Source organism: Nocardia sputi, from assembly GCF_023501985.1.
Window position 1 is genome coordinate 79,910 of the sequence record NZ_JAMFLC010000023.1, and the last position, 12,477, is coordinate 92,386.

11 protein-coding genes are annotated in these 12,477 nt (G+C 70.0%); 4 read left to right on the forward strand and 7 right to left on the reverse strand.

Annotated elements, in window-relative coordinates; translation table 11 throughout:
• Positions 1-15 precede the first annotated feature (15 nt).
• Genes meaB through M8859_RS27955 form a run of 3 tightly spaced genes read right to left on the reverse strand, consistent with a single transcriptional unit; the run spans position 16 to position 5,191 of the window.
• The gene (gene meaB, locus M8859_RS27945; protein ID WP_195071450.1) at positions 16-1,059 is read right to left on the reverse strand and encodes a methylmalonyl Co-A mutase-associated GTPase MeaB; all 1,044 of its coding nucleotides are present in this window, start codon (positions 1,057-1,059) and stop codon (positions 16-18) included.
• Entirely contained in the window at positions 1,056-3,335 is a 2,280-nt protein-coding gene (gene scpA / locus M8859_RS27950) for a methylmalonyl-CoA mutase (RefSeq protein WP_159926416.1), read from the reverse strand. The genes meaB and scpA overlap by 4 nt, the downstream gene beginning before the upstream one ends.
• Positions 3,335-5,191 (reverse strand): methylmalonyl-CoA mutase family protein, encoded by a 1,857-nt coding sequence (locus M8859_RS27955; protein ID WP_249645054.1) that lies wholly within the window; start codon positions 5,189-5,191, stop codon positions 3,335-3,337. Before M8859_RS27955 ends, scpA begins: the two co-directional genes overlap by 1 nt.
• 274 nt (positions 5,192-5,465) lie before the next feature.
• Between M8859_RS27955 and M8859_RS27960 the strand changes: the two genes are divergently transcribed.
• Positions 5,466-6,149, forward strand: coding sequence for a TVP38/TMEM64 family protein (locus M8859_RS27960; RefSeq protein ID WP_195071449.1), 684 nt, complete (start codon positions 5,466-5,468; stop codon positions 6,147-6,149).
• 7 nt (positions 6,150-6,156) lie between these two features.
• Here M8859_RS27960 and M8859_RS27965 read toward each other — a convergent pair whose 3' ends face one another.
• From M8859_RS27965 to M8859_RS27975, 3 genes are all read right to left on the reverse strand, one after another.
• Positions 6,157-7,059 carry a S1C family serine protease gene (locus tag M8859_RS27965; RefSeq protein ID WP_195071496.1) on the reverse strand — a complete coding sequence of 301 codons (903 nt, stop codon included), beginning with the start codon at positions 7,057-7,059 and terminating at the stop codon, positions 6,157-6,159.
• A gap of 320 nt (positions 7,060-7,379) precedes the next feature.
• Positions 7,380-7,748 carry a nuclear transport factor 2 family protein gene (locus M8859_RS27970; protein WP_159926410.1) on the reverse strand — a complete coding sequence of 123 codons (369 nt, stop codon included), beginning with the start codon at positions 7,746-7,748 and terminating at the stop codon, positions 7,380-7,382.
• A 147-nt stretch (positions 7,749-7,895) separates the two neighbouring features.
• Positions 7,896-8,837: a CorA family divalent cation transporter gene (locus M8859_RS27975; RefSeq protein WP_195071448.1), complete on the reverse strand. Its 942-nt coding sequence runs from the start codon at positions 8,835-8,837 to the stop codon at positions 7,896-7,898.
• 838 nt (positions 8,838-9,675) lie between these two features.
• Between M8859_RS27975 and M8859_RS27980 the strand changes: the two genes are divergently transcribed.
• Entirely contained in the window at positions 9,676-9,924 is a 249-nt protein-coding gene (locus M8859_RS27980; protein WP_159926406.1) for an ArsR/SmtB family transcription factor, read from the forward strand.
• A gap of 33 nt (positions 9,925-9,957) precedes the next feature.
• Here M8859_RS27980 and M8859_RS27985 read toward each other — a convergent pair whose 3' ends face one another.
• A complete protein-coding gene (locus M8859_RS27985) occupies positions 9,958-10,350 on the reverse strand; it encodes a hypothetical protein (RefSeq protein ID WP_249645055.1) in 393 nt (130 codons plus the stop codon).
• A 22-nt stretch (positions 10,351-10,372) separates the two neighbouring features.
• Here M8859_RS27985 and M8859_RS27990 point away from each other — a divergent pair, with 22 nt between their 5' ends.
• Both M8859_RS27990 and M8859_RS27995 read left to right on the forward strand, forming a co-directional pair.
• Positions 10,373-10,801, forward strand: coding sequence for a TetR-like C-terminal domain-containing protein (locus M8859_RS27990; protein ID WP_249645056.1), 429 nt, complete (start codon positions 10,373-10,375; stop codon positions 10,799-10,801).
• 349 nt (positions 10,802-11,150) lie between these two features.
• Positions 11,151-12,458: a hypothetical protein gene (locus M8859_RS27995; RefSeq protein WP_195071446.1), complete on the forward strand. Its 1,308-nt coding sequence runs from the start codon at positions 11,151-11,153 to the stop codon at positions 12,456-12,458.
• Positions 12,459-12,477: the final 19 nt, after the last annotated feature.

A 12,477-nucleotide genomic window follows, 5' to 3' on the forward strand; every position in this document is an offset into this window, starting at 1 on the left:
CGCGGGCTTACCGGATCAGCGGCCGTCGAAGGCGCGAAGCAGTTCCTCGGCGGCGAGCGCGGCGGTGAGCGTGCCGTCGCGGACCTGCTTTTCCACCTGCGCCCGAATGGCTTTCACCTCCGGGTTGTCGGCGAGCCTGCGCAGCAACTGGTCGTGCACCATGGTCCAGGTCCAGTCGACCTGCTGGCGGCGGCGCTGCGCATCGAACTCCCCGGCGTCGGTGAGCACCCGGCGGTGTTCGAGCACCGTGTTCCAGAAGCGATCCAGACCGACGCCTTCCAACCCGCTCATGGTCAGCACCGGTGGACGCCACAGCGCGTCGTGCGGGTGGATCAGGCGCAGCGCACCCGCGAGCTCCCGCGCCGCGGCCTTGGCCTCGACCTCGTGTTTGCCGTCGGCCTTGTTCACCGCGACGACGTCGGCGAGTTCGAGCACGCCCTTCTTGATGCCTTGCAGCTGGTCGCCGGTCCGGGCCAGGGTGAGGAAGCAGAACACGTCGACCATGTTCGCGACGGTGACCTCCGACTGACCTACGCCGACGGTCTCCACCAGGATCACGTCGTAACCCGCCGCTTCCAGCAGTGCGATGGTCTCGCGCGTGGCCTTCGCGACGCCGCCGAGCGTGCCCGCGGTGGGCGAAGGCCGGATGTAGGCGTCACGTTCCACCGACAGCCGCGCCATCCTGGTCTTGTCGCCGAGGATGGAGCCGCCGGTCCTGGTCGAGGACGGGTCGACCGCGAGCACGGCCACCCGGTGCCCCTGCGCGATCAGGTACATGCCGAGCGCGTCGATGAAGGTCGATTTGCCGACCCCGGGAACGCCCGTGATGCCGACCCGGTTGGAGGGCGCGGCCGCGGAGCCCGCCTCCGGCGTGAGCTTCAGCAGCAGTTGCTGCGCCAGCGCCCGGTGATCGGCCCTGGTGGACTCCACCAACGTGATCGCCCGCGCCAGGGCGGCCCGCTCGTTGGCGCGGACCGCCGCGGCGAGGGCGTCGACGTCGATCGTCCGGCGCGCGGCCACCCTCGGGGTGTTCCGCGCCGCGGAACCGGCTTCGCTCATTCGGTCGCGGCGGAATCCGCGGCGCCGCTGCCGAGTTCGTGACCGAGTTCGGCGCCGAGCTTCTTCAGCAGGTCGATCGCCGCGTCGGCGATCACCGTGCCGGGCGGGAAGATCGCCGCCGCGCCGGCCTGGTAGAGCTCGTCGAAGTCACCCGGCGGGATGACGCCGCCGACGATGACCATGATGTCGGGGCGCCCGGCATCGGCCAGCGCCTGCCGCAGGGCGGGCACCAGCGTGAGGTGGCCTGCCGCCAGCGACGACACGCCGACGACGTGCACGTCGTTGTCGGCTGCCTGCCGCGCCACCTCTTCCGGGGTCTGGAACAGCGGGCCCACGTCGACGTCGAAGCCCAGGTCGGCGAAGGCCGTGGCGATCACCTTCTGTCCCCGGTCGTGGCCGTCCTGCCCCATCTTCGCGACGAGGATGCGCGGCCTGCGACCCTCCGCTTCGGCGAATTCCTCGACCAGCTCACTCGCCTTCGTGATGTTGCTGACCTTTCCTGCCTCGTCGCGGTACACACCGGAGAGCGTACGGATCTCGGCCTGGTGGCGGCCGAACACCTGCTCGAGCGCGTCGGAGATCTCACCGACGGTGGCCTTGGCCCGCGCCGCGTCGATCGCCAGCGCGAGCAGATTGTTCGCCATGCCGCCCTCGGAAGAGGCCGCTGCGCGGGTCAATTCGGCCAGCGCCCGCCGCACGGCGTCGGGGTCGCGCTCGGCGCGCAGCCGCCGCAGTTTCTCGAGCTGCTCGGCGCGCACCCGCGAGTTCTCGACCTTGAGGACCTCGACCTGCTGGTCTTCCTCGACCTGGTACTTGTTGACGCCGATCACCGGTTGCTGTCCGGTGTCGATACGCGCCTGGGTGCGGGCAGCGGCTTCCTCGATGCGCAGCTTCGGGATTCCCTCGCCGATCGCCTGGGCCATGCCGCCGTGCGCCTCGACCTCGGCGATGTGCGCGCGGGCGCGGTTGGCCAGCTGGTGGGTGAGCCACTCGACGTAATACGAGCCGCCCCACGGGTCGATCGGACGGGTGGTGTTGGACTCCTGCTGGATCAACAGCTGGGTGTTGCGGGCGATGCGGGCGGAGAAGTCCGTCGGCAGCGCCAGCGCCTCGTCGAGCGCGTTGGTGTGCAGCGACTGGGTGTGGCCCTGGGTGGCGGCCATCGCCTCGATGCAGGTGCGGGCGACGTTGTTGTAAGCGTCCTGCGCGGTGAGCGACCAGCCGGAAGTCTGCGAATGGGTGCGCAGCGACAGCGATTTCGCGCTCTTCGGGTTGAACCCCGCGACCAGCTCGCTCCACAGCAGGCGCCCGGCGCGCAGCTTGGCCACCTCCATGAAGAAGTTCATGCCGATGGCCCAGAAGAACGACAGCCGCGGCGCGAACTTGTCGACCTCCATGCCCGCGTCGATGCCGGCGCGAATGTACTCGACGCCGTCGGCGAGGGTGTAGGCCAGCTCCAGGTCGGCGGTCGCGCCCGCCTCCTGGATGTGATAGCCCGAGATGGAGATCGAGTTGAACTTCGGCATCTTCGCGCTGGTAAAGGCGAAGATGTCGGAGATGATCCGCATCGAGGGCTTCGGCGGGTAGATGTAGGTGTTGCGGACCATGAATTCCTTCAGAATGTCGTTCTGAATGGTTCCGGCCAGCTGCTCGGGAGCGACGCCCTGCTCCTCGGCGGCGACGACGTACAGCGCCAGGATCGGCAGTACCGCGCCGTTCATCGTCATCGAGACGCTGACCTGGTCCAGCGGGATGTGGTCGAACAGCTGCCGCATGTCCAGGATCGAGTCGATGGCGACGCCCGCCATGCCGACGTCGCCCTGTACCCGCGGATGATCGGAGTCGTAGCCGCGGTGGGTGGCCAGGTCGAACGCGACCGACAGACCCTTCTGGCCCGCCTGCAGATTGCGCCGGTAGAAGGCGTTCGAGTCCGCGGCGGTGGAGAAGCCCGCGTACTGGCGGATGGTCCACGGCTGGTTGACGTACATCGTGGGGTACGGCCCGCGCACGAACGGCGCGACGCCGGGCACGCTGTCGAGCGGATACCCTTCGGCCGCGATGGCATCCCGGTCGGCCTTGGTGAACACCGGCGGCACATCGATGCCTTCGGGCGTCGACCACACCAGCTGTTGCGGGGCGTACTGGTTGGCCGCCGCGGCGGCGCGCACGTACTTCGTCACCTGGGCCGCGTCGACCGCGGCGGGCTCCGGTGCGCGCTCGGTCAGCGGGACATCGGCGAAACTGCCGATCACGTGCTTGATCTCACGAGTAGTCATCAGGCTCCCACCTTCTCCAGCAGGCCGGACAGCGCGGCGACGGCGTCGATGCGGGCGGCGAGGAATCCGTCCGGCCGCTGCGCGTCCTCGAGTTCGGCGAGGGCTTTCGCCGAGCCGGCCAGCAGCACGGTGGGCACGCCCGCGGCGCGCAGTTGTTCCACCGCCGCACCGGCTTCGGACCCGTAGCGCGTGTCCGATCCGCACAGCACCGCGATCGGCGCCCCGGCTTCGGTTGCCGCGGAGGCGATTGCGCTCACCTCGAGCGGACCGGGGTTGATCGACTCGATGCCGCCCGAGGCCAGCAGGTTCGCGGTGAAAGTGACCCGTACGTTGTGCTCGGCCACCGAACCGAGCGGCACCAGCAGCGCCTTCGGCCGCGCACCGTGTGCGGCGAGGTAGGCGTCGGAGCGGTTGCGCAATTGCTCGAACGCGGCGCCGTAGCGGGCTACCCGTCCGGTCTGCCGCGCCGCCTCCGACAGCGGCTGCTCGGACAGGTTCGGGAATTCGTTCACGCCGGTGACGGCGGTCTTGCGGTGGGCGACATCGCTGTCGCGGGCGGCCTTGGTCACGGCGACGCGCTCGGCGAGCAGACCGGACTCCAGCGCGGCGAGGTAGCCGCCTGCCGCCTCGATCTCCTGGAGGAACTCCCACGCTTTCGCCGCCAGCGCGGCGGTGAGGTCTTCGATGTACCACGAGCCCGCACCCGGATCCAGCACATGGCCCAGATGCGATTCCTCGAGCAGCAGCAGCTGGGTGTTGCGGGCCATGCGGTCGGCGAACGCCTTCGAGACGCCGAGTTCGCCGGGCGGCAGGGCCGAGTCGAACGGCAGCACGGTCACGGTGTCGGCGCCGCCGATGCCCGCGCCGAACGCGGCGAGCGTGGTGCGCAGCATGTTCACCCAGGGGTCGCGCTGGCTCATCATGGCGGCCGAGGTGACCGCGTGCTGCGGCGCACCGCCGAAATCCGGTGCGCCGCACACCTGCGCGACCCGCCCCCACAGCTGCCTGGCGGCACGGAACTTGGCGATGGTGGCGAACTGGTCGTCGGTGGCCGCGAACCGGAACTCCAGTTGCCCCAGTGCGTCCGCGATGTCCAGGCTCTCGGTCAGCGACCGGAGGTAGGCCAGGCCCGCGGCGACGGCCGCGCCCAGTTCCTGTGCGTCGGAGGCGCCCGCGTCGTGGAACACGGTGCCGTCCACGGTGATCGCGCGGACCGTCTCCGGCCGCCCTGCCGCCTGCCCGGCGAGCGCGACGGCCTCGGCGAGGCCGATATCGGCGAGGTCGGCGAAGCGGCTGGTCAACGGTGCGGCGCCGAGGGCGATCCGGATGTCTTCGCGCTCGGGTGCCGCGTACTCATCGAGCACGGCGAACACCCGCGCCGCCGCGGCGGCGGCCTCGCCGCCCGCGTCCAGCGTGAGCGGGGCCAATTCGAACAGCAGGCCCGCCAGGGCGGTCGGCAGATCCGCCACCGGCACGCCGCGCTCCCCCGCGCCGAGCCAGATCGCGCTGATCCCGTTCTCCAGTCCGGCGAGGATCTCGCGATTGGCCGCCGCGGCGTCGTGTCGGACGACCCGCGCGCCGACGAACCAGCCCCGGTGCGGGTCGCGGGTGGCGTCCCGGCCGCGGACGAAGGGGAAGGTCCCGGGCAGCGGCTGCTCCGGCAGCTCGTCGCGCCGGGTGTAGAGCGGGGCGACGGTCAGCCCGTCGTAGGTGGTTTCGTCGAGCAGCCGCTCGGGCTCCTCGGGAAGGTCGGTGACATCGACGCGGCGAGCCTTCGCCAGCACCCCGGCTACACCCTTGCGCCATGCGGCGTATTCGGGCACCTGATCCGCACCCGGATCTGAAGCAATCGGCATAGCTTGCTGTTCCTCTTCCTCAACGCGGACGCACCGGCAGTGTGCGCCCGATTCCCTCACATTCGCCCAGCTCAGCGACTACTTCGGTTAACGAGCATTCGTCCCGCTTCCACTGATGCTAGCGGGCGGATTCGCGGCCGGTTGATCCTGCCCGCCACTACCAACCGGTAACCTGTCGCGGGTGACCGAGCGTGGCGAGGGACCAATCGAATACAGCGCCGATGGGCACGACGCCGATGAACACGACACAGCCGAACGCCGGCGAGGTGGAGTCGTGACGAGGCTGATCCGTGACCCGCGTATCGTCGCGCTGATCGTCGGGGCGGTCGCGTTGTTCGGCGCGGCGCTGCTGGTTCCGCTGCCGTCGCCGCGGCAGGTGCAGGAGTGGGCGACGTCCGTCGGCCCGGTCTTCCCGCTGCTGTTCTTCGTGGTGCACGCCCTGGTGACGGTCGCGCCGATCCCACGCACCGTGTTCACCGTGAGCGCCGGGCTGCTGTTCGGCCCGCTGCTGGGCATCACGCTGGCGGTGGGTGCCACGACTGTCAGCGCGGTGCTGGCGATCCTGCTCGTCCGGGCCCTCGATCGAGATCGAGTCGCCGCACGCCTCACCCATCCCGCGGTCCGCGCCATCGACGACCGTCTCGCGCGCCGAGGCTGGCTGGCGGTGGGCTCGCTGCGGCTGATCGCGGCGGTGCCGTTCTCGGTGATCAACTATTGCTGCGGATTGTCCTCGATCCGGTTCTGGCCGTATCTGGTCGCCACGGTGCTCGGCGTGCTACCCGGCACGATCGGCACCGTCATCCTCGGCGATGCGCTCACCGGGACGACTCATCCGGCGATGCTGGCGCTGTCGGGCGTCTGCCTCGCGGTCGGCATGGCCGGATTGATCTTCGACGCGCGATGGAGAACGGCGCCACCCGCGCCGATGGCCGCCGCCGAGCCCGTCGCCGCGAAGTAGGCCGCGCTCAGTCCGCGGCCAGTTCCACCGGGACCGCGATCACGTCCACCATGGCCCCGTTGCGCAGCACGGTCACGGGCAACTGCACACCGATCGCCTCGGCGAACAATTGACGCTGGATGCCTTGCGCGTCATGCACTTGCGCACGCGCCACGCTCAGCACGAGATCGCCGCGGCGCAGCCCGGCGTGCTCGGCGGGGCCGCCGCGGACCACCTCGACGATGCGCACCCCGGCGCCCTGCCCGGTGCGCGCGGCGACCGGCTCCGGCAGCGGCGCCGGCACACCGACCAAGCCGAGGTACGCGCGCCGGACGCGTCCCTCGGTGTGCAGCGTGCCGATGATCCGGCGCGTCGTCGCGTTGATCGGGATGGCCAGGCCGAGACCGATGCCGGCGACCGCGGTGTTGATGCCGACCACCCGGCCGGCCGAATCCGACAACGCTCCACCGGAATTACCGGGGTTGAGCGCGGCGTCGGTCTGGATCACGTCCTCGATCACCCGCCCGGCGCGGCGGGAGGCGACCGGAACCGCGCGCCCGAGCGCGCTCACCACGCCCGCGGTGACCGAACCGGCCAGGCCGAGCGGGCTGCCGACCGCCACCACCAACTGACCGACCACCAATCGGTCGGCGTCGCCGAGGGTGACCGCGTCCGGGGCGCCGTCGCGTGCGCGCAGCACCGCCAGATCCGACAGCGGATCCACTCCGATCACGTCGAAACGCGACTCCACCCCGTCGGCGAAGACCACCTCGCCCCCGCGCGCCACGCCGATGACGTGCGCGTTGGTCAGCAGATACCCGTCGTCGGTGAAGATCACCGCCGATCCGCTCCCCCGCCTGGTCCGCACACTGGCCACATGCGGCGTCACCGACGCCGCCACCGCGATCACCGTGCGCGAGTAGGCATCCATCGCGGCGTTGTCCACGCCGACCACCACCCTGCTTGCCGGATTGCACTCCTGGGGTCCAGGATGCCTTCAGGGCGCGGGCGACGCACCGTGTTCGCCATAGGCGCAACGGGACCGCTGGGCGCCGGGCGTGTCGTGGTGGCCTGCGCCTGGTGCGCGACCGGCCACCGCCATCTCCGCAGCGGCTTCGCGTTCGGAAGCGACACCGACGCGACTCGGTCCGACCGCGATTCCCGCAGTTCACCACGGACGGATTCGCGCATTCTCCGCTGTCGCTCCCGCACGTGTCGAGCCGAGCCGACGCAAGTCGAGGGGCAGACCCGTCAGGCCGAGGGCAGCCGGTCGAGAAAACCGTGCACATTCGTGATCCGCCCGTCGGCACCCAGGGTGATCACGTCCGACCCCGCGACCGGGGCGCTGCCGTCGGCCGCCGACACCAACTCCCAAGAGAAACGGGCGATGTCGTGGTGGCCGTCGACCTCGCCGAGGCGACGGAACTCGAAGCCGGGGAACTGCGCCTGCGCGCCTGCGATCGCCGCCGCCAACTCGGCGTGCCCGCTCACCTCGGCGAGCGGATCGGTGTACCCGCCGTCCTCGGCCCAGGCAGCCGCGACCGCCGCGGCCCTGGTCTGCTCGTCGGTGGCATTCCACGCGGCGAAGTACCGATCGACCGCTTCCTCGTAGCGCGACATGATGAATCCTCCTGTGCCGTAATTGTTTTCATCCGCCGACCCGCTCTTCCGTTCGGCTGTCTCCAACCTTGCCGTGCCGCGGGCCGCGCGTCGATTACGCGCGAGGTAATGATCGCCGGAAACGAGTGGCGGCCACGCGGCCCGGACTCAGCGCAGTCGGCCCTTCTTCTCGAGGTAGGCCCACGGGATCGCGGCGGCCAGCAGCGTCATCAGGGTCACCGCCAGAATCTCGTACGGCCAGGACAATGCGGCGACGAGGGCGAAATAGATTCCGGAGCAGGTGGCGATCAGCGTGGGCGGCAGGAGGACCGCGGTGATGAAGGTCCAGACCCCGAGTGCCCGGCCACGGTGCGCGTCCAACCGGATCTTCACGGCTTGCTGCAGGTAGCGGGCCTTCTCGTGCGCGAAGCCCGCTTGCTGCGCCACCCCTTCGATGTCGGCGGCGAGAATACGGATCGAACCGTTCAGCTCGTGGCCGGGCACCGTGTCGGCCGTCAAGTGGCGCGCGGCACGGGCCAGTTGCAGCTGGGCCTGCCGGGTGCGCGAGACGACCTGTTCGGTCGCGTTCATCCGCGATATGGTGCCGTGCAGGTCGGGAATCCCGATCGCACGCCCGCGCCGATCGTCGCCGTCCGCCGCCGTCTCGATCTCGTCGTTCATCGCCTCCAGCGCGTCGACGGCGTGGTGGATCACCCGCTCCGACTCCTCGTTCAGCGCCCACAGCAGCGCGTACATCACGCCCTGCGCGGAACCGGCGAGGGCGGGATCGCGGCGCATCTTCGTGACCGCTTTGTCGAACGGGAGGAAATGTTCCGACGGCTGCAACGTCACCAGGAACTCACCGCCCAGTGCGAAGACGATCGTCTCGCGTTCGATGGTCTCGCCGCGCCGGTAGGTGGCGGCCACCGGGAAATAGCGGAAGTTGTCGCTCTCCCACACCTGGGTGCGCGCGGCGGTGAAATCGATGCCGAGCCGTTCCCGGAGCACGGCCGCGGTGTCGGCGTCGTCGGCGGCGAGCGGAATCCAATGCTGCTGAAGCACTTCGGTGTCGAAGTGGTCGGCGGTCACGGCATTGAGAAAGGTCGTCATCGGCTACTGCTGCCCCGAGAACCTGTGTGACGAGGAGCAGGAGCCGACCGGCTGCCGCGGATGGCCGCCGTACACGGTCGGCACGCCCGGGCCGGTGGAGAGGGGGCGATCGGTGGTGGACCGGATCGCCTGATGCTCCAGATAGACTGGGTGAGGCGATATTTCGGCATTTCCGAGCAATGTGGCCATAGCGGGGGCTCCAATACTTACTATCGTTCGGGCTGGCGCGCGCCTCCCCCGGAGAGAGGACGGGCGCGCGGGGACGGGCAGCGTCGAGCCCCGACGAGACCAGACACGGTGACGCCGCGGGCAAAGGACTGCGCATCGGTGGAAATCGGATGCGCCGCCCTTACGCGTCGAAGAACTGAAAGGCGGATTCCGTGCCGCGTCGGGCGATCGGGGCGCCGTTGCCCGGCCGACGGTTACGCACGCAGATCAACAACGCGCCGGCGCAACCCGTTTCACGAGGGCGACCCGGCTGTGGACGTCGATACTGTCATCCGGCATCTGCCGCTCACCTCGCTTCGTTGGTCGACCGGCGCACGAATTGCGCCATCCATCATTAGAAACCCGTCGATCGGGGTACGTCAATCAGTTGCGCAAGTGTTCGACGGCGCGCCACTCGGTGGAAATCTAGCGGCACACTCCGCCCGGACGACCCTGCACGCCAACCGCTTTCGCCGACGCACCGGACAGGCCGGTCGGCGGCCAGCGGTTGCGCCGGCGAACAGGGTCGTGCCACCCTACCGACAGCTTTGGAGGCGGATGTGACCCAGCACGGCGAGCCGCCGGATCTCATCCCGGCGGACCGACTACAGGACGCCGCGGCGGTTTCGGCATGCTCGCGGCCACCGCCCGCTTGCAGATACTCTGGCTGCTCGCCCAAGGCGAGCACGATGTCGGCGCCCTAGCCGCCGCTGTCGGCCAGTCCCTGCCCGCCGTGAGCCAGCACCTGGCCAAGCTCGAACTCGCCGGACTGGTCCGCGCCCATCGCGACGGCAAGCGCAACATCTACGCGATCGCCGACCCCGACATCGCCGACCTCGTCCGGTTGGCATTCCGCCACCACCGCCGGCGTCCCGACTGACCCACCGTCACCCGCCGGACTCGGGCTCGTGTCTCAACGCCTTCGGTAGTACTCGGCCAGAGCGGTGAACGCGGCTTTGGGCTCCCACGGGAGGTCGGGGTAGGTTTCGCCGTGGCGGTCTTCGAAGACTTTGACCACGCCGTAGCTCGCCAGGTCCAAGTCGTCGCGGGGGCTGCCGCTTGGGCGGTGCACGTGGTCGTAGAGCGCGAGAACGAACACGAACGCGCTGTCGACGCCCTCGGCATCGAAGGTTTCCAGCAGTTCGCGTACGTACCGCGCCTGCCCGGGCTCGTCGCGGGCGTATTCGCCGTTCAATCGGACCGGTCCGTGGGTGTCGTCGTATTCGACGATCTCCAGGCCCCTCGCGCCCAGATCGCCCGCGCCCTGGAAGGTCGCCGCGCGGGCCGACACCAACAAGAACGCCATCTACCGGCGCTGGCCCAACCGCTTGGCGCTCGGCGTCGCCGCCTATCGCCTGCTGGCCACGATGGCGCAGCCGCCCGATACCGGAGACCTGCGCGAAGACGCACTCGAACTACTGCGCCAGGTCAACCGCCATTGGAGTTCGCCACTCGGCGCGATCCTGCGCGAACTCATCGCAGCCGCAGGTGGCGCGGCGGAACTGCTGGTCCAGCTGCCGGACCAATCCGGCGATGCCGCCACCGCGCCATGGCTCACCGTCCTCGGCCGCGCGGTGGCGCGAGGAGAAGCCGCTCCCGAATCGCTGCATCCGCGGGTCGCCACCGTCGCCCTTGTCCTGCTCCGCAACGAATTCGTCGTGCGCGGCGCGCCGAGCGCGCCCGACGACGTCCTGGTCGAGCTCGTGGACGAGGTCTACTTGCCGCTGATCCGCCGGCGCGCTCCGGCGTCGAGCTGAAACCGCCCAGCCACCCCTCGGTGGCCTATGGGCGCCCACCCACCCCAAGCGTCTCGGCTCTTTCTCGGCAACCCTGCCGCTGTCGGCGCCAGGACGGTGGCACGCGCGCTGAACAGTGCACTCTTGCGCGCCCCTGGCGCTGAGTCGCGCCGCTCTGCCCGGCACGTGAACACGAGATCAGCACCGAACCCGCCAGTAGGGTTGACCACGGCGTTGCCGGACCTGAATGCTCTGTGTTGACCGCAGCTCGAACGGGGTATGCGAACGATTTCCATCTTCGTATCGCCGAGCTGACGGCGACGACACCGGCGCACTCCTGCTCCGGCGTCCGGACTCGAGGGAGATTCGCGTGACCTACCGCCTGGACGACATCGACTCCGTGAGCGCACGGGGGCATGCCGCGCTAGGGGGGACTCTGGCCATACAGATCGTCTGGCGGTACGACCGTCCGGTGGACATGGCCGCCCTGGAGAGATTCCACGAGGCGTTGCGGCACGGCAGGATGGGGCAGGTGGTCGCGCCCGCGATGCTCTCCGCCGCCGGGGACCGATGGACCACCCGAGCCGAGTTCAGCCCCATCGAGGTCGCGGACGCGCCGATACCCCGTGGCGAACTCGAGGCCTGGATCGCCGAGCAGGGGCGCGCGCGGTTGCGCACCTTCGGCGGGCCGGCGTGGCGGTTGGCCGTGACCGACCTCGACAACGGGGAGAGCGCCGTGTCGCTGCTGGTATCCCACACCATCGCGGACGCCCAAGCATTCTGCGCGGCGATCGCGGAGGCGGTCGCGGGCGAGCGGCTCGATCCGCATTACCGGACCGACGAGTTCGGCAGGCTACGGTTGCTGACCAGCGATCTCCGCGCTGCCACGCGGCGTGCCCGTTTGCTGCCCTCGGCTCTCGGTTTGGCGCTGCGGCTGGCCGTCGCCAGGCGCGGCGCCGAGGCCCGGGATCTCGACGAGCAGGCTCAGGACTTCCGCCTGCCGACGGTCACCGCGACGGTCCCGGCACAGCTCTGGCACGCGGCGGCACGGAACCGAGGTGGAACCGGCACCACGTTGGCGGTGGCGATGATGGCGGCCATCGCCGCCGAGATCGGTCGCACCGACGAGCAAGGCCGGGTCCGCATGATGATGCCGGTCAGCACCCGCACCGCCGGTGATCAGCGCGCGAACGCACTGACCTCGATCGACTTCGAGGTCGACCTCCGTGACGGCGAACCGGCCGACCTCGCCCCGCTGCGCGCGGTGATGAAGGAAAAGCTCGTCGCGGCCGCTGCCGCGGGTCGCAACGTCCCACCGCTGATCCCGGTCGCGGTGGCGCTGCCGCGCGGCCTCTACGCGAAACTGGCGCGGCAAGCCGCCACCGACGCGGTCTCCACGGTGTGCTCCAGCGTCGGAAAGCTCGACCCCGACGTCCTTCGCATCGATGGCCGCCCGGCCTCGGCGATAACGCTCGGCTTGGTCAATCAGAGCCTGAACGACCGGACCGTGCTGACCGAACGCGGCGGCAACCTCTACGTCGCGCTGGTCGAAACCGCCGACGCGATCACGCTGCGCTTCAACGGTTTCCACCCGCCGAAACTCCTCGACGCCGAGCAGCTCACCGAGCTGGTGCGGCGGGCGCTCGCACAGTACGAACTCACGCCGACCTTCTGGTAGCGGTCCGGGCGGCAGGTCG

What these genes read in the sequence shown, in the direction of transcription:
- meaB (WP_195071450.1), bottom strand. Translation starts at nt 1,059, where the DNA reads ATGAGCGAAGCCGGTTCCGCGGCGCGGAACACCCCGAGGGTGGCCGCG.
- scpA (WP_159926416.1), bottom strand. Translation starts at nt 3,335, where the DNA reads ATGACTACTCGTGAGATCAAGCACGTGATCGGCAGTTTCGCCGATGTC.
- M8859_RS27955 (WP_249645054.1), bottom strand. Translation starts at nt 5,191, where the DNA reads ATGCCGATTGCTTCAGATCCGGGTGCGGATCAGGTGCCCGAATACGCC.
- M8859_RS27965 (WP_195071496.1), bottom strand. Translation starts at nt 7,059, where the DNA reads ATGGATGCCTACTCGCGCACGGTGATCGCGGTGGCGGCGTCGGTGACG.
- M8859_RS27970 (WP_159926410.1), bottom strand. Translation starts at nt 7,748, where the DNA reads ATGTCGCGCTACGAGGAAGCGGTCGATCGGTACTTCGCCGCGTGGAAT.
- M8859_RS27975 (WP_195071448.1), bottom strand. Translation starts at nt 8,837, where the DNA reads ATGACGACCTTTCTCAATGCCGTGACCGCCGACCACTTCGACACCGAA.
- M8859_RS27980 (WP_159926406.1), top strand. Translation starts at nt 9,676, where the DNA reads ATGCTCGCGGCCACCGCCCGCTTGCAGATACTCTGGCTGCTCGCCCAA.
- M8859_RS27985 (WP_249645055.1), bottom strand. Translation starts at nt 10,350, where the DNA reads ATGGCGTTCTTGTTGGTGTCGGCCCGCGCGGCGACCTTCCAGGGCGCG.